7 protein-coding genes are annotated in these 17,659 nt (G+C 72.9%); 5 read left to right on the top strand and 2 right to left on the bottom strand.

The genetic code is table 11. The features are described from left to right. The first annotated feature begins 166 nt into the window (after window positions 1-166). Entirely contained in the window at window positions 167-3,196 is a 3,030-nt protein-coding gene (locus ACZ5GH_RS09860) for a bifunctional [glutamine synthetase] adenylyltransferase/[glutamine synthetase]-adenylyl-L-tyrosine phosphorylase (RefSeq protein ID WP_387748726.1), read from the top strand. Window positions 3,197-3,310: 114 nt separating this feature from the next. On the opposite strand, the gene ACZ5GH_RS09855 is transcribed toward ACZ5GH_RS09860, so the two are convergent. Continuing rightward, window positions 3,311-4,279: a phosphatase PAP2 family protein gene (locus ACZ5GH_RS09855; RefSeq protein ID WP_387748728.1), complete on the bottom strand. Its 969-nt coding sequence runs from the start codon at window positions 4,277-4,279 to the stop codon at window positions 3,311-3,313. Window positions 4,280-4,597: 318 nt separating this feature from the next. Here ACZ5GH_RS09855 and pulA point away from each other — a divergent pair, with 318 nt between their 5' ends. The 3 genes from pulA to ACZ5GH_RS09840 all read left to right on the top strand — a co-directional run bounded on the left by pulA (window position 4,598) and on the right by ACZ5GH_RS09840 (window position 15,065). Continuing rightward, window positions 4,598-10,117, top strand: coding sequence for a pullulanase-type alpha-1,6-glucosidase (gene pulA / locus ACZ5GH_RS09850; RefSeq protein WP_464333942.1), 5,520 nt, complete (start codon window positions 4,598-4,600; stop codon window positions 10,115-10,117). Window positions 10,118-10,684: 567 nt separating this feature from the next. Continuing rightward, entirely contained in the window at window positions 10,685-13,018 is a 2,334-nt protein-coding gene (locus ACZ5GH_RS09845; protein ID WP_387748732.1) for a M4 family metallopeptidase, read from the top strand. Window positions 13,019-13,325: 307 nt separating this feature from the next. Continuing rightward, complete coding sequence (locus ACZ5GH_RS09840; protein WP_464333941.1) at window positions 13,326-15,065, top strand: carbohydrate-binding module family 20 domain-containing protein; 1,740 nt, start codon at window positions 13,326-13,328, stop codon at window positions 15,063-15,065. Between the two features lie 157 nt (window positions 15,066-15,222). Here the strand turns inward: ACZ5GH_RS09840 and ACZ5GH_RS09835 are convergent, their stop codons facing one another. Continuing rightward, a complete protein-coding gene (locus tag ACZ5GH_RS09835; RefSeq protein WP_387748736.1) occupies window positions 15,223-15,966 on the bottom strand; it encodes an SDR family oxidoreductase in 744 nt (247 codons plus the stop codon). Window positions 15,967-16,362: 396 nt separating this feature from the next. Here ACZ5GH_RS09835 and ACZ5GH_RS09830 point away from each other — a divergent pair, with 396 nt between their 5' ends. Continuing rightward, entirely contained in the window at window positions 16,363-17,421 is a 1,059-nt protein-coding gene (locus ACZ5GH_RS09830; protein ID WP_387748738.1) for an alpha/beta hydrolase, read from the top strand. The last annotated feature ends 238 nt before the right edge of the window (window positions 17,422-17,659 follow it).

Raw genomic sequence — 17,659 nt, 5'->3', positions numbered from 1 at the left:
GCAAGCCGACACGCCACGCCGTGTCCGGAGCCGATCCGTCCCGGTCCGAGCGCGACGGCAGGGGGCGCCGGTCGCGTCCACTCGGTGGTCGTGCCCGGCGGCGGCCCGTGCGGGCGCGTAACCTGCTGGGGCGGACGGGCCCTTGGGCGGACGGATGGAGGGGCCGATGGCGGCGGTGGAGGAGCAGCGGGCCGGGAGCCGGGTCAGCCGGCCGGAGAACCGGCTGGTCCGGCGCGGGTTCACCGACCCGGCGCGGGCGGTGCGGCTGTTGGAGGGCCCCGGGCTGGAGGGTCTGGCCGACGACCCCCTGCTGCTGGACGCGCTGGGCGCCACCGCCGACCCCGACCTCGCGCTGCTCGGCCTGGCCCGGCTGCTGGAGGCCGCCGACGAGGCCGACCGGCACACCCTGCGCGACACCCTCACCACCTCCAAGCCGCTGCGCGACCGGCTGCTCGGCGTGCTCGGCGTCTCCACCGCGCTCGCCGACCACCTGGCCCGGCACCCGCACGACTGGCACGTGCTGGTCACCTTCGAACTGCGCGACATGCACCCCGGCCCGGAGGACTTCCGCCGCGCCCTCGCCGAGGGCGTCCGGGACGAGGCGCTCGGCCCGGCGAACGCGCTGCGGGTCGCCTACCGCCGCTGCCTGCTCGCCATCGCCGCCCGCGACCTCACCGGCACCACCGACCTCGCGCAGACCGCCGCCGAACTCGCCGACCTGGCCGGCGCCACCCTCCAGACCGCCCTGGACCTCGCCGCCGAGCAGGACCCGGAGGCCGCCGCGGCCTGCCGGCTCGCGGTGATCGGCATGGGCAAGTGCGGCGGCCGCGAACTCAACTACGTCTCGGACGTGGACGTGGTCTTCGTCGCCGAGCCGCGCGAGGGCGTGGACGAGCACGAGGCCGTCAAGGCCGCCATCCGGCTGGCCGCCGCCCTCACCCGGCTGTGCGCGGACACCACCGGCGAGGGCACCATCTGGCCGGTGGACGCCAACCTGCGCCCCGAGGGCCGCAACGGCCCGCTGGTGCGCACCCTGGCCAGCCACCTCGCCTACTACCAGCGCTGGGCCAAGACCTGGGAGTTCCAGGCGCTGCTCAAGGCCCGCCCGGTCGCCGGGGACGCGGAGCTCGGCGCCGCGTACGTGGAGGCGCTCGCCCCGATGGTCTGGCAGGCCGCCGCCCGGGAGAACTTCGTCACCGACGTGCAGCAGATGCGCCGCCGGGTGGTCGACTCCATCCCGGCCACCGAGCTGGACCGCCAGCTCAAGCTCGGCCCGGGCGGGCTGCGCGACGTCGAGTTCTCCGTCCAGCTGCTGCAGCTGGTGCACGGCCGCACCGACCCGGCGCTGCGCAGCGGCAACACCCTGGAGGCGCTGGCCGCGCTCTCCCGGGGCGGGTACGTGGGCCGGGCGGACGCCGCCTCGCTGGACGCCGCGTACCGCTTCCTGCGCTCGCTGGAGCACCGCATCCAGCTGTACCGGCTGCGCCGCACCCACCTGATGCCCACCGGAGCCGAGGACCTGCGCCGGCTGGCCCGCTCGCTGACGGCGCTGATCAACGACGACACCCGGGCCGACCCGGTGGCCGCGCTGCACCGCGAGTGGAAGCGGCACGCGATGGAGGTCCGGCGGCTGCACGAGAAGCTGTTCTACCGGCCGCTGCTCGACGCCGTCGCCGAACTCCCGCCGGGCGCCACCGGCTTGACCCCGGACGCGGCCCGGGCCCGGCTGGAGGCACTGGGCTACGCGGACCCGGCCGCCGCCCTGCGGCACATCAGCGCGCTGGCCTCCGGGGTGAGCCGCAAGGCCGCGATCCAGCGCACCCTGCTGCCGGTGCTGCTCGGCTGGTTCGCCGAGTCCGCAGACCCGGACGCCGGGCTGCTCAACTTCCGCCAGGTTTCCGACGCGCTCGGCCGCACCCCCTGGTACCTGCGGCTGCTGCGGGACGAGAGCGCCGCCGCCGAGCAGCTGGCCCGGGTGCTGTCGGCCGGCCGGCTTGCCCCCGACCTGCTGCTGCGCGCCCCCGAGGCGGTGGCCATGCTGGGCGACCCGCACGGGCTGGAGCCGCGCGGCCGGGCCGCCCTGGAGGGGGAGATCCTGGCCGCCGTCGGCCGGGCCGGGTCGACCCACGCGGCCGTGGCCGCCGCCCGCTCGGTGCGCCGCCGGGAGCTGTTCCGCACCGCCGCCGCAGACGTGCTCGGCCGGCTCGGGGAGGATCCCGGGGAGGCCCTGGACGCCGCGGGGGAGGCGCTCACCGCGCTTAACGCCGCCACCCTGGGCGGTGCGCTGCGCGCCTGTATCGCCGGCTGGGAGGCCGAGCACGGGGACCTGCCGACCCGGATCTCGGTGATCGCGATGGGCCGCTTCGGCGGCCGCGAACTGGGCTACGGCTCGGACGCGGACGTGCTCTTCGTCCACGAGCCGCTGCTCGGCTCGCTGGAGGAGGAGGCCGCCCGGGCCGCCCAGGCGGTCTGCCACGAGCTGCGCACCCGGCTGGGCGCGCCGTCCACCGAGCCGCCGCTGCTGGTCGACGCCGACCTGCGGCCGGAGGGCCGCAGCGGCCCGCTGGTGCGCAGCCTCGCCTCGTACGCGGCGTACTACCGGCGCTGGTCGCACGCCTGGGAGAGCCAGGCGCTGCTGCGGGCCGAGCCGGTGGCCGGGGACGAGGAGCTGGGCCTGCGGTTCCGGCGGCTGATCGACCCGCTGCGCTACCCGGGCGGCGGGGTGCCGGAGCGGGACCTGGTGGAGATCCGCCGGATCAAGGCGCGGATCGAGGCCGAACGGCTGCCGCGCGGGGCCGACCCGACCACCCACACCAAGATCGGCCGGGGCGGGCTGGCGGACGTCGAGTGGACGGTGCAGCTGCTCCAGCTCCAGCACGGGCACGAGCTGCCGGCCCTGCGCACCACCCGGACCAGGGCGGCGCTGGCCGCCGCCGTGGCGGGCGGGCTGGTCGGGCCGGAGGACGCCGAGGTGCTGGACGCGGCCTGGGTGCTGGCCTCCCGGGTGCGGGCGGCGGTGATGCTCGTGCGGGGGCGGCCCGGGGACAGCTTCCCGGGGGAGGCCCGGGAGCTGGCCGGGGTGGCCCGCTACCTCGGGTACGGCTCGGGGCACAGCGGCGAGCTGCTGGACGACTACCGGCGGACCACCCGGCGGGCCCGGGCGGTGGTGGACCGGCTGTTCTACGGCTCGGACTGAGCCGCCCCGGACAGCCGAAAGGGGCCCCGCACGGGGCCCCTCCGGTGTCGAGGACCTAGGGTCTGTCTTCAAACTCCCGTCGTTCGCCCGCAGACGCGAGTTTGAAGACAGACCCTAGCGGCGCGCGCTGCTGACCGCGGGCTCGCTCCACTGCTCCGGGACGGTGATCGGCTGCTCGGCCACCGTCTCCCGGGCGGGGACCTTGGGCAGCCGGTAGACCCACTCGTGGTACAGCCAGCGGGCGGCGAGGAAGCCCACCGCCAGGCAGAGCAGGCCGCCGACGGCGTCCATCCAGAAGTGGTTGGCGGTGGAGACGATGACCACCAGGGTGGCGGCCGGGTACAGCAGGCCGAGCGCCCGGACCCACGTCCGGCGGGCCAGGAAGAAGATCGCCAGGCCGCACCACGTCGACCAGCCGATGTGCATCGAGGGCATCGCCGCGTACTGGTTGGAGACGTGCGCGGCGGGGCCGGAGGCCATCGAGCCCCAGGTGCCGTGGGTCTTCACGGTGTCGATGAAGCCGCCGTCCGTCATCAGCCGAGGCGGGGCCAGCGGGAAGAAGTAGAAGCCGACCAGGGCGATCCCGGTGGTCACGAACAGCACCGTGCGGGCCGCGACGTAGCGCCCGGGGTGCCAGCGGTAGAGCCAGACCAGCACGCCGATGGTGATCACGAAGTGCAGCGTCGCGTAGTAGTAGTTCATCCCGGTGATGAGCCACCCGACGCCGTCCACGGCGTGGTTGACCGAGCGCTCGACGGCGATGCCGAGGTGGTGCTCCAGGTCCCAGATCCAGCCCGCGTGCTTCTGGGCTATCGCTTCCTGTTCGGGGACCGCGTTGCGCACGATCGAGTAGATCCAGTAGCTGATCCCGATCAGGGCCAGTTCGAACCAGATCCGCGGCCTGGCCGGGGACCGGCGCTGGGCGCTGACGCGGCTGCGCAGGGCGGCGGTACGGGACTGGGCGGCACGGGCGGTTCCCTCGGGCAGGCGGCCGGGGACGGCCTTCGCTGCGTCGGAACCGCCACCACTGGCCGCGTCGGCGCGCCCGGCGTCGCCTCGCTGGATCTCGGTCGGTTCCCCCATGGACGGCAAGTCTGCCAGACCGCTCGTAGCCGTCCGCTCATCCTCCGGAAGTGGATTCTTCACCGGCTGTCCCCCTTGAGGGCTAGGGGCCGGCTCCCACCGGGGTAGGGGGTGTTCGGGGGTTGGGTGCATACCGGTGGGACGGACATACGTCCCATTGTCACGCCCGCCGCGCCAGGGGCGTAATCGGGGTGGTCGGAGACGCTCGCCCCAGCTGGAACTTCCGTCCACGAAACCGTTTCTGCATCTTGCTGAAACATATTGCAGGCCGCTAGCTTCCTGGGAACTCGATCGCCCCTTCCCCTAAGGGAGCCCTCAGTGGCCGATGCCCCGCTCCGCCCCCGCCGGAGCACCGCGCGACGTGCTGGCCGCCGCAGACCACCAGGCCGCACGGCCGTCCTGCTGGCCGCCGCGCTGACCGCCGCCACCCTCGGCGGCGCCCCCGCGGCCCTCGCCGCCGCCCCGCCGGCCCCGCCCTCGGACGCCGCGCTGGCGGCCACCGCCGGGCGGCACGACCTCACCCGCGAGCAGTTCTACTTCGTCCTGCCCGACCGCTTCGCCAACGGCGACGCCGCCAACGACACCGGCGGCATCACCGGCGGGCGGCTGGAGAACGGCTTCGACCCCGCCGACAAGGGCTTCTACCACGGCGGCGACCTCGCCGGGCTGATCCAGCGGCTCGACTACATCCAGAACATGGGCACCACCGCGATCTGGATGGCCCCGATCTTCAGGAACAAGCCGGTGCAGGGCAGCGGGGCCGACGCCTCGGCCGGCTACCACGGCTACTGGATCACCGACTTCACCCAGGTCGACCCGCACTTCGGCACCAACGAGCAGCTCAAGGAGCTGATAGCCAAGGCACACGCCCGCGGCATCAAGGTCTTCTTCGACGTCATCACCAACCACACCGCCGACGTCGTCGACTACGCCGAGAAGCAGTACGGCTACCGGTCCGCCGGCGCCTACCCGACGCTCGACGCGGACGGGAACCCGGTGGACGAGACCGCCGTCGCCGACGCGGGCGCCCCCTGGCCGCGGACCACCAAGGACTCCTTCCCCTACACCCCGGTCTTCCGCACCCCGTCCGACGCCGCGGCCAAGACCCCGTCCTGGCTCAACGACCCGGCGATCTACCACAACCGGGGCGACTCGACCTTCGTCGGCGAGTCCGCCACCGAGGGCGACTTCAGCGGCCTGGACGACCTCGACACCCAGAACCCCAAGGTGGTGAAGGGCTTCGAGAAGGTCTACCAGCAGTGGGTCAAGGACGCCGGCGTGGACGGCTTCCGGATCGACACCGTCAAGCACGTCAACATGGCGTTCTGGCAGCAGTGGGCGCCCGCACTCAAGGACTTCGCCGCCAAGCAGGGCAACCGGAAGTTCTTCATGTTCGGCGAGGTCCACTCCGGGGACCCGGCGGTCACCTCGCCGTACGTCACCAAGGGCAGGCTCCAGGCCACCCTGGACTTCCCGTTCCAGAGCGCGGCCCGCTCCTACGTCTCCCAGGGCGGCTCGGCGCGCAGCCTCGCCGACGTCTACGCCCAGGACTACCGCTACACCAGCGCCGACACCGACGCGTACGAGCTGCCGACCTTCCTCGGCAACCACGACATGGGCCGCTTCGGCTCCTTCCTGCTCGCCGACAACCCGGGCGCCGACGACGCGACCCTGCTGCGGAAGGACCGGCTCGGCAGCGAGCTGCAGTTCCTCACCCGCGGCCAGCCCGTCGTCTACTACGGCGACGAGCAGGGCTTCACCGGCGCGGGCGGCGACAAGGACGCCCGGCAGGACCTGTTCGCCTCCAGGACGGCCTCGTACAACGCCGACCGGGTGCTCGGCGCCCCCGCCGGCCCGGCCGACCGGTACGGGCAGGACGGCGAGCTCTACCGGAGCGTCGCCGGGCTGGCCGAGCTGCGCCGGACCAACCCGGCGCTGGCCGACGGCGCCCAGATCGAGAGGTACGCCGCCGACGGCGCGGGCGTGTACGCCTTCTCCCGCATCGACGCCGGGCAGCAGGTCGAGTACCTGGTGGCGGTCAACAACGCCGCCGAGGCGAAGACCGTCACCCTGGACACCTTCTCCGCGGGGATGGGCTTCGACCGGATCCACCCGGCGGCCGGGGACCGGATCACCAGCGGCGCCGACCGGAAGGTGACCGTCACCGTGCCGGCGCTCTCCTCCGTGGTGTTCAAAGCGGGTGCCCGGCTGGCGGCCGTCGGCGCCGCGCCGGGGATCTCGGTGCAGCCGCCCGCGGACGGTTCGGCCGGGCTGGTGACGCTCGGCGCCCGCGTCGACGGCGGCGGCTTCGACCGGGTGAGCTTCGCCGCCCAGGTCGGCGACGGGCCCTGGCGGACGCTGGGCACGGCCGACACCGGGAAGTACGCGGTGACCCAGGACCTCGGCGGCGTCGCCCCCGGCACGGTCGTCCGCTACAAGGCCGTCGTGCAGGACTCCAGCGGCCACCTGCGCTCCGCCACGGCGAGCTTCACCACCGGCGCCCCCGCGCCCCGGCCGGCGCCCACCGCCGGCTCCCGCCCGTACGCCGTCGTCCACTACAACCGTCCGGACGGCGACTACGACGGCTGGAACCTCTACGCCTGGGGCGACCTCGCCGACGGCGAGGCCACCCAGTGGCCGGCCGGGCACGCCTTCACCGGGCGGGACGCGTACGGCGCCTTCGCGTACGTGCGGCTGAAGCCGGGCGCCTCGGACGTCGGGTTCGTCGTGGAGAAGGACGGCGTCAAGGACGTCGACGCCGACCGGCACCTCGATGTCGCCGGCACCGGCGAGGTGTGGCTCAAGCAGGGCGACCCGGCCGTGCGCACCGCCGACCCCGGGCCGCCGAACAGCCAGCCCGCGAACACCGCCGTCATCCACTACAACCGGGCCGACGGCGACTACGACGGCTGGGGCCTGCACGACTGGACGGGCGCCGCCGCCCCGACCGACTGGGGCAAGCCGCTGACACCCGCGCGCCGCGACGCCTTCGGCGCCGTCTTCGAGGTGCCGCTGGCCCCCGGGGCGACCAGCCTCAGCTACATCCTGCACAAGGGCGGCGACAAGGACCTGCCCGGCGACCAGTCGCTGGACTTCGCCGTCAACGGCAAGGAGGTCTGGATCCTCGGCGGCCGCGAGGGCTACCTGCTGCCGCAGAACCCGGCCGCCTCCTCGCAGATCGACCTCACCGGCGCCAAGGCCCAGTGGATCGACGCGAGTACCGTCGTCGTCCCGGCGAACTACGGCGCGGGCGACGAGGCCCTGGCCGGCGGCACCAGCGCCCAGCTGGTCTACGACCCGGCGGGCGGCATCACGGCGGACAAGGGCGCGCTGACCAAGCCCGGCCGCTGGCTGCGGCTCAGCCCCGTCAAGGGCGGGCTGACCGACGCGCAGAAGGCCGCCTATCCGCACCTGGCGGGCTACCGGGCCTTCACCGTCGACCCCCGGGACGCCGCCCGCGTCCCGGCCGCGCTGCGCGCCCAGCTGCTGTTCACCGAACACCTGCCCAGCGGCGCCGTGCTGGCCGCCACCGGGGTGCAGATCCCGGGCGTGCTGGACGACCTGTACGCCGGGCGGACCGGCAAGGTGGACTTCGGACCGGCCTACTACAACGGCAAGGTGGCGCTGTCGCTCTGGGCGCCGACCGCGCAGGAGGTCTCCGTCCAGGTCTTCGACAGCGCCACCGGGGGCACCCCGAGGACGCTGCCGCTGAAGCTGGACGACGAGACCGGGGTGTGGGAAGTCGTCCGCGACAGGGGCGAGTTGGACGGCAAGTACTACCTGTACCAGGTGAAGGTCTGGGCTCCCTCGGTGCGGCAGGTCGTGGTCAACACCGTCACCGACCCGTACGCGGTGGCGCTGTCCACCGACTCGAAGCGGAGCCTGGTCGCCGACCTCGACGCCAGGGAGCTCAAGCCGAAGGGCTGGGACGACCACGCCCGCCCGCAGGCCGTCCCGCCCGCGCGGCAGCAGATCCAGGAGCTGCACGTCCGGGACTTCTCGGTCGAGGACCCCACCGTCCCGGCCGCCGAGCGCGGCACCTACCTGGCGTTCACCGAGTCCGGTTCGGCCGGGATGCGGCACCTCCGGGAGCTCGCCGAGGCCGGGGTGACCACGGTGCACCTGCTGCCGACCTTCGACATCGCCACCGTCCGGGAGAACCCGGCGGACCGGAAGCTGCCGGCCTGCGACCTCAAGTCCCTGCCGCAGGACGGCCCGAAGCAGCAGGAGTGCGTGGCGGCCGTGGCCGCCGACGACGCGTACAACTGGGGCTACGACCCGCTGCACTACAACGTGCCGGAGGGCTCCTACGCCACCGACCCGAACGGGACGGCCCGTACGGTGCAGTTCCGGCAGATGGTGCAGGCGATGCACGCGGCCGGGCTGCGGGTGGTGCTCGACGTGGTCTACAACCACACCGCCGCCGGCGGCCAGGCCGAGCACTCGGTGCTGGACAAGGTGGTTCCCGGCTACTACCAGCGGCTGGACGCCGACGGCAGGGTGACGACGGACAGCTGCTGCGCCGACACGGCGCCCGAGCACGCCATGATGAACCGGCTGGTGGTCGACTCGGTGACGCTGTGGGCCCGCGAGTACAAGGTCGACGGCTTCCGCTTCGACCTGATGGGCCTGGACCCGAAGTCCACCATGCTGGACGTGCAGTCCGCGCTGCACCGGATGACGCCGGACTCGGACGGCGTGGACGGCAGGAACGTCCTCCTGTACGGAGAGGGCTGGAACTTCGGCGTCGTCGCGAACGACGCCCGGTTCGAGCAGGCCACCCAGGCCCACATGGCCGGCACCGGCATCGCCACCTTCGACGACCGGATCCGGGACGCCGCCCGCGGCGGCAACTTCATGCTGGACTCCGCCCCGCAGCAGGGCTTCGCCTCGGGCCTGTACAGCGACCCGAACGGCTCGGCCGCGAACGGCACCCCGGAGGAGCAGAAGGCCCGGCTGCTGCACCAGATGGACCAGCTGAAGGTCGGACTGACCGGCAACCTGGCCGGCTACTCCTTCACCGACAGCTCCGGAAAGCCCGTCACCGGCGCCCAGGTCGACTACAACGGCGCCCCGACCGGGTACGCGGCCAAGCCGGGCGAGGCGGTGGAGTACGTGGACGCCCACGACAACACCGACCTCTTCGACGCGCTCGCGTACAAGCTGCCGGCCGGCACCGCGCCCGCCGACCGGGCCCGGATGCAGGCGCTCGGGCTCTCGCTGACCACGCTCACCCAGGGCGCGGGCTTCGCCCAGGCCGGCAGCGACCTGCTGCGCTCCAAGTCGCTCGACTCCAACTCCTACGACTCCGGGGACTGGTTCAACGCGATCCACTGGGACCCGGCGGACGGCAACGGCTGGGGCCGCGGCCTGCCGACGGCGAAGGACAACCAGGGGCAGTGGGCGGCCGCCCGGTCCCTGCTGGCCGACCCGGGGCTGAGGGTGGGGGCGGCCGACATCCGGGCGACCTCGGCGCAGTACCGGGAGTTCCTGCGGATCAAGCAGTCCTCGCCGCTGTTCTCGCTGCCCACCCTGGCCGCCGTCCAGCAGCGGCTCTCCTACCCGCTCTCCGGCACCGCCGGTGAGACGCCCGGGGTGATCACCCTGCATCTGGACGGCACCGGGCTGCCGGGGGCGGAGAAGGGCATCACGGTGGTCTTCAACGCCACGCCCACGGCGCAGGCGCAGACCGTACCGGCCCTGCGGGGCACCGGCCAGGCGCTGCACCCCGTCCAGGCGGGCGGGGCGGACCGGGTGGTGCGGGAGGCCGGCTTCGACGCCGCGACCGGCACCTTCACCGTGCCGGGCCGCACCGTGGCGGTGTTCGTCCAGCACTGATTCGTACACCCCCACAAGTTCCGGGCCCCGTACCACTGTTCAGGTGGTGCGGGGCCCGGTCGTGGTCCTGGGCGGCCCGGTTCCGTTCCGGACACACAATGGCCGGAAAGCATCGGTGGCACGGCCGGAACTGTGACGTGCCGGGTCCAACGGGCGCTGTGGGCCACCCGGCGGTGCCCGGCGGGGCCCTGAGCGCTGGTCACCGACCGCCGGTAGTGATCGAACTTTACCGGGGGCATGAAAACCGTGTTCACGAGTTCGTCACGGGGTAACACAACTGACGGACCGTCCTGCATACGGTTTCGGTATCGAATCGGCCAATCCGTGGCATGCATCTGTCATTAACGGCTCGTTTGCTGCCACGATTCCCCCGGCTGTAGACGAGGGGGCCCCACCCCCCGGTGCAGCTGTTCCAGTTCTGGTGCAGCGCGTCCCGACCCTGCAACGAGTTGTGAGCACCGCATCCGCACTCCCGTCGCACCCGGCGGGGGCCCCCACTGCGCCGCAACCGCGGCCCAGGTTCTCTCCACCGTGCGCGACCCAGCGCCGGTCGGAAAAGGAGTCCGCATGTCCCGTTACGCTCACGCCCGGAAGGCGGCGGTTGTCATGGCCGCCTCCACCGCGCTGCTGGTCACCGGCATACCGGTGATCGCCCAGGCGGCCACGCCGGACGCGCCGGCCGCCGTCGCGGCCCAGCAGGCGAACCGCGCCCAGCTGATCTCCGCCGCGACCCAGCAGAGCGCCTCCCTCGCCCAGAGCCTGGGGCTGAGCGGCGAGGAGAAGCTGGTCACCAAGGACGTCATCCAGGACGCGGACGGCACCCGCCACCTGCGGTACGAGCGCACCCTCAACGGGCTGCCCGTCCTGGGCGGGGACCTGGTGGTGCACCAGGCGCCCACCGGTGCGACCAAGAGCGTTGACCGGGCCAGCACCGCCTCGCTGAGCGGTGTCAGCACCACGCCGAAGCTGGCCGCGCCGGCCGCGCAGAGCGCCGCGCTCGCCGCCGAGCAGGGCACCGCGGTCGAGACCGCGCCGCGCCTGGTGGTCTGGGCCGCCGACAACAGCCCCCGGCTCGCCTGGGAGACCGTCGTCGCCTCCACCAAGTCCGACGGCACCCCGAGCAAGATGCACGTCGTCACCGACGCCACCAGCGGCCAGGTCATCCAGCAGTGGGACGGCATCGAGACCGGCTCCGGCAAGGGCGTCTTCGTCGGCAGCGTCACCATCGGCACCACCCAGTCCGGGTCGTCGTACCAGATGAAGGACGCCGCCCGCGGCAACGGCTACACCACCAACCTGAACCACGGGACCTCGGGCACCGGCACGCTGTACAGCAAGTCCACCGACACCTGGGGCGACGGCACCGTCAACAACGGCGAGTCCGCCGCGGTCGACGCGCACTTCGGCGTGGCGTCCACCTGGGACTACTACAAGAACACCTTCGGCCGCAACGGCATCCGCAACGACGGTGTCGGCGCCTACAGCCGCGTCCACTACGGCAACAACTACGTGAACGCGTTCTGGGACGACTCCTGCTTCTGCATGACCTACGGCGACGGCTCCAACAACACGGCGCCGCTGACCGAGCTGGACGTCGCCGGCCACGAGATGAGCCACGGCGTCACCTCGGCCACCGCGAACCTGACCTACTCGGGCGAGTCCGGCGGCCTCAACGAGGCCACCTCGGACATCTTCGGCACCATGGTCGAGTTCTCCGCCAACATCCCGAGCGACAACCCCGACTACCTGATCGGTGAGTTGATCGACATCAACGGGAACGGCACCCCGCTGCGCTACATGGACAAGCCGTCCAAGGACGGCGCCTCGGCCGACTACTGGTTCTCGGGCGTCGGCAACAAGGACGTCCACTACTCGTCCGGTGTCGCCAACCACTTCTTCTACCTGCTGTCCGAGGGCAGCGGCGCGAAGGTGATCAACGGCGTCAGCTACGACTCGCCGACCCAGGGCAACATCGCGGTCACCGGCATCGGCCGGGACAAGGCGGCGGCCGTCTGGTACCGCGCGCTGACCACCTACATGACCTCCAACACCAACTACGCCGCGGCGCGCACCGCGACGGAGAAGGCGGCCACCGACCTGTACGGGGCCGGCAGCGCCGAGCTGACCGCGGTCAGCACCGCCTGGGCGGGCGTCAACGTCGGCACGGCGCCCAACCCGGGCGGCGTCACCGTCACCAACCCGGGCAACCAGTCCACCGCCGTCGGCGGCGCGGTCAACCTGGCGATCAAGGCCACCGGTGGCACCGCCCCGCTGACCTACTCGGCCACCGGCCTGCCCACCGGCCTGTCGATCAACTCCTCCACCGGCGTGATCACCGGCACCGCCTCCACCGCGGGCACCTACAACGTGACCGTCACGGCGAAGGACTCGGCCGGCAAGACCGGCACCACCAGCTTCACCTGGACCGTCTCCACCGGTGGCGGCGGCTGCACGCCGGCCCAGCTGCTGGGCAACGCGGGCTTCGAGTCGGGCACGGCGACCCCGTGGACGGCGTCGAGCGGCGTGGTGGACAACAGCTCCTCGCAGGCTGCCCACGGCGGTTCCTGGAAGGCGTGGCTGAACGGCTACGGCTCCACCCACTCGGACTCGCTGTCGCAGACCGTGAGCATCCCGGCGGGCTGCAAGGCGACGCTGAGCTTCTGGCTGCACATCGACACCGCCGAGTCGGGCAGCACCGCGTACGACAAGCTGACCGTGACGGTGAACGGCACCGCGCTGAAGACCTACTCCAACGCGGACGCCGCGGCCGGCTACCAGCAGCGCACCTTCGACCTGTCGGCCTACGCGGGCCAGACGGTCACCGTGAAGTTCGCCGGGACCGAGGACGCCTCGCTCCAGACCAGCTTCGTGATCGACGACACCGCCGTCCAGACCGGCTGAGCCCGGTCCGGCTCCTGAGGGGCCGGTGAACCAGGACAGGTGAGGGGCCCGGTGGCTACGGCCGCCGGGCCCTTGTCGTGCCGTCCCGCCTCCGGGAACCCGAACGGAGGCTCGTCTCCGGGGACCCGAACGGGAGCCCGTCTCCGGGGACCCGAACGGGAGCCCGTCCGCTGGGATCCGACCCGAGGTCTTGACGCCCTCCGTGAGCGCCTCTAGGTTCAGCGCTGCAAGTTTCCGGCAAGTTACAGAAACTTCCTGCAGGTTCACCCTCCGGCTGCCCCCACCCCAGCCACCCCCAGGAGACGACGTGGTCACCACCGCCCCCACCCGCCGCCGGCCCGCCCGCGCGGCCGGCGCGCTCGCCGCCTCGGCGGCGCTCGCGCTCTCGCTCGGCACCTCCCTCGGCGCCCCCGCCGCCCAGGCCGCCCCGCCCGCGAACAACGGCAAGGACGTCACCGCCACCCTCTTCGAGTGGCGCTTCGACTCCGTCGCCCAGGCCTGCACCTCCACCCTCGGCCCCAAGGGCTACGGCTTCGTGGAGGTCTCCCCGCCGCAGGAACACATCCAGGGTCCGCAGTGGTGGACCTCCTACCAGCCGGTCGGCTACCGGATCGCCGGGCGGCTCGGCGACCGCACGTCGTTCAAGAACATGGTCACCGCCTGCCACGCGGCCGGCGTCAAGGTGATCGCCGACGCGGTGGTCAACCACATGTCGGCGGGCTCCGGCACCGGCACCGGCGGCACCGCCTACACCAAGTACAACTACCCCGGCACGTACCAGGACCAGGACTTCCACGGCTGCCGCCGGGCGATCGGCAACTACCAGGACCGCGCCGACGTCCAGAACTGCGAACTGGTGGACCTCGCCGACCTGAACACCGGCAGCGCGTACGTCCAGACCACCATCGCGCACTACCTGGACGACCTCGCCTCGCTCGGCGTCGACGGCTTCCGGATCGACGCCGCCAAGCACATCGCCGCCGCCGACCTCGCCGCGATCAAGGCCAAGACGGCCAACCCCGGTGCCTACTGGGTCCAGGAGGTCATCTACGGCGCCGGCGAGCCGATCCAGCCCACCGAGTACACCGGCACCGGTGACGTGGACGAGTTCCGGGTCGGCACCGACCTCAAGCGGATGTTCACCACCGACAAGCTCGCCAACCTCAACGGCTGGGGCGCCTCCTGGGGCTACCTGCCGAGCGGCCAGGCGCGCGGCTTCGTCGACAACTGGGACACCGAGCGCAACGGCTCCACCCTCAACTACACCTACGGCAACACCTACACGCTGGCCAACGTCTTCCTGCTGGCCTCGCCGTACGGCGCCCCCAACGTCTACTCCGGCTACTCCTTCACCAACAAGGACGACGGCCCGCCGAACGGCGGCACCGTCAACGCCTGCTACCAGGACGGCTGGAACTGCACCCACGCCTGGCGGCAGGTCGCCAACATGGTCGGCTTCCGCAACGCGGTGGCGGGCACCGGGGTGACGGACTGGTGGTCCAACGGCAACAACGCGATCGCCTTCGGCCGCGGCAACAAGGGCTACGTCGCGATCAACCACGAGGGCGGCGCGATCACCCGGACCTTCCAGACCGGGCTGCCGGCCGGCACCTACTGCGACGTCCAGCACGGCGACCCGCAGCCGGGCGGCGGCTGCACCGGCCCGACCTACCAGGTGGGCGCCAACGGGCAGTTCACCGCGACGGTCGGCGCGGGCGACGCGGTCGCGCTGTACGTCCAGCCCGGCGCGAGCGCCTCCGGCGCCTCGTTCAACGTCAACGCGACCACCTCGTACGGGCAGAACCTCTACGTGGTCGGCGACGCGGCGGCGCTCGGCGGCTGGGACGCGGCGAAGGCGCTGCCGCTCTCCTCGGCCGGCTACCCGGTCTGGTCGCTGTCACTGTCGCTGCCGGCCGGTACGTCCTTCCAGTACAAGTACGTCCGCAAGGACGCCGGCGGTGCGGTGACCTGGGAGTCCGGCGCCAACCGGACGGCGACGGTGCCCTCGGGCGGGACGGTCACGCTGAACGACACCTGGCGGCCGTGAGCCGCGGGCCCCGGTCCGTAGCGGGTCCCCGTCGGCCTGGTCCGGCGGGGATCCCCCGGTAGGGGGCTGGTTCCGGGGGGCTGCTCCCGGGAACCGGTTCCGGGGGCCGGGGGAGGGGCGGCGCCGCCGCCGCGCCGTACGGGTGGCGGCCGGTCCGTCATCCCCGCCCGACGTACGGCATGGCCGTCGCCATCACGGTGGCGAACTGGACGTTGGCCTCCAGCGGCAGCCCGGCCATGTGCCGCACGGTGCGCGCCACGTCGGCCACGTCCATGGTCGGCTCGGGCGCGATCCGGCCGTCCGCCTGCCGCACGCCCGCGCCCATCGCCGCCGTCATGTCGGTCGCCGCGTTGCCGATGTCGATCTGCCCGCAGGCGATCCGGTACGGGCGGCCGTCCAGCGACAGCGACTTGGTCAGCCCGGTGACGGCGTGCTTGGTCGCGGTGTAGGCGATCGAGTGCGGGCGCGGGGCGTGCGCGGAGATCGAGCCGTTGTTGATGATCCGGCCGCCCTGCGGGTCCTGCGCCCTCATCTGCCGGAACGCGGCCCGGGCGCAGAGGAAGGCGCCGGTCAGGTTGAGGTCGACCACGGCCCGCCAGTCCTCGACCGCCAGCTCCTCCACCGGGACGGCCGGGCCGAAGGCGCCGGCGTTGTTGAACAGCAGGTCCACCCGGCCGTGGCGCCCGGCGGCCGCGGCGAACAGCGCGTCCACCGCGTCCGGGTCGGTGACGTCGGTCGGCAGCACGTCGGCCGGGACGGCGCAGAGCCCGGCGGTCTCGCGCAGCGGCCCGGGCCGGCGCCCGGCCAGCACCGTCCGCCAGCCGGCCGCGGCCAGTTCGACCGCCACGGCGCGGCCGATGCCGCTCCCGGCTCCGGTGACGACGGCGATGCGCTGGTCCATGGCAGCCTCCTCGATGACCGGTCCCGGCGGCCCCGGGCCCGCCCTGCAGATCGTTCCGGATCGGCGGGCCGCCGTCACCGGTCGGATCCTCCGCGATCCAGGCGGTTCGACGGGGGTTCGGCGGCCACCCCCGCCGTCCGGCCCCCGCCGTCCGGGGGAAGCGGTGAGGGCCTTGACCCGACTGCGGACAAACATTGGATTTCCGGTGGCCACCGCGCAACCGGGCCACCCTGGCCTACGTCATAAGATCGCAGGAAGGCGCACCCCCGCGAGGGGCGACGCCACCATCACTCGGGGGACGCACCAGTGCCGTGCCCCCGGGCCTGTCCGGCCCCACCGGGGGGCCGCCGCCCGGTCAGACGGACCGGGCGCGACATCGGTCGGAGAGTCCTCACCGTGCTTAGGCAGTCGTCCCGTTCCCGCGCCGTCCTGTCCGGCGCCGCCGTGCTCGCCCTGGCCGCCTCGCTCGCGGCCTGCGGGAGTTCCGGCGGTGGGAAGGGGGACAGCGCCACGGCGAACGCCACCCCGGCCGGCGGCAGCAGCTCGGCGGGCAGCCCGAGCGCCACCGGCACCGGCCCGGCCGCGACCGGCAGCGCGACCCCGGCCGCCGCCGGCAAGGTGCTGATGCCCACCGGGCCCGCCGCAGCCCTCAACAAGGTCCGGGACACCGGCGCCGGCCCGATCTTCATGACCAAGGTGACCGGCGCGAAGTCCGGCGTCACCGGCCAGGTCTGGGTATGGCTGCCGCCCGAGTACAACGACCCCAAGTTCGCCAAGACCGGCTTCCCGGTGCTCACCCTGTTCGCGGGCGGCCAGAGCAACGGCTACAACACCTGGACCGACAACCAGCTGCCGATCCAGGAGGAGAACGAGCGGCTGGTCAAGGAGGGCAAGTCCCACCCGTTCATCATGATCATGCCGGTGCAGAACTTCAACAGCGACGAGAAGAACGCGCTGGACTGCTCCGACATCCCGGGCCAGCCCAAAATGGGCACCTGGATGGCCGAGGACCTCCCGGACTTCGTCCGCGCCAACTTCCGCACCGTGAAGGGCCGCGACGGCTGGGGCGTGATGGGCGCCTCCACCGGCGGCTTCTGCAGCGCCAAGCTCGCCCTCCAGTACCCGCAGGTCTACAAGGCCGCGGTGCCGATCGACGGCTACTTCATCCCGGACTCGGGGCTGTGGAAGGGCCACGACGCCGAGCGCGCGGCCAACAACCCGGACGTGCTGGTCGCCCAGGGCAAGGCCGACGTGAGCATGCTGGTGACCGCGGGCGGCGCCAACCCGTACGAGACCAGGGTGGTCAAGAGCTGGGTGGCCAAGGCGGTGCCGCCGCTGAGCCTGGAGTACCACGAGCAGCCCGGCGGCAAGCACCTGACCTCGGACTTCAAGAAGATGATCCCGGACACCCTGGTGTGGCTCACCGCCCACCTGGCGGGGCCGGCGGCCGACTGAGGCCCTGCGCCGCACCGCTCTCATCCGCTCTCACCGCTTTCATCCGCTCTCATCCGGGCCGCCGGTGCCGGGACGCGTTCGCGCTCCCGGTGCCGGCGGCCCTGCTGTGCTGACTGTCCTGCGGTCCTGCGGTCCTGCTGTCCGGCGGGCTCTCCGGCTGCCGGGTCCGCCGCAGGTCGCCGTAGGGTCCCGCAGCCCGTCCGCAGGCCCGTGACCTGCGCGTCAATCGGACATTGAT

It is taken from the genome of Kitasatospora sp. Xyl93, assembly GCF_055383135.1.
The sequence above is the reverse complement of the archived record's forward strand: the minus strand, read 5'-3'. Positions and strand labels throughout refer to the sequence as shown.

Excerpts from the sequence above, each read along its gene's own strand:
- ACZ5GH_RS09860 (WP_387748726.1), top strand. The coding sequence starts at position 167 with ATGGCGGCGGTGGAGGAGCAGCGGGCCGGGAGCCGGGTCAGCCGGCCG.
- ACZ5GH_RS09855 (WP_387748728.1), bottom strand. The coding sequence starts at position 4,279 with ATGGGGGAACCGACCGAGATCCAGCGAGGCGACGCCGGGCGCGCCGAC.
- ACZ5GH_RS09845 (WP_387748732.1), top strand. The coding sequence starts at position 10,685 with ATGTCCCGTTACGCTCACGCCCGGAAGGCGGCGGTTGTCATGGCCGCC.
- ACZ5GH_RS09835 (WP_387748736.1), bottom strand. The coding sequence starts at position 15,966 with ATGGACCAGCGCATCGCCGTCGTCACCGGAGCCGGGAGCGGCATCGGC.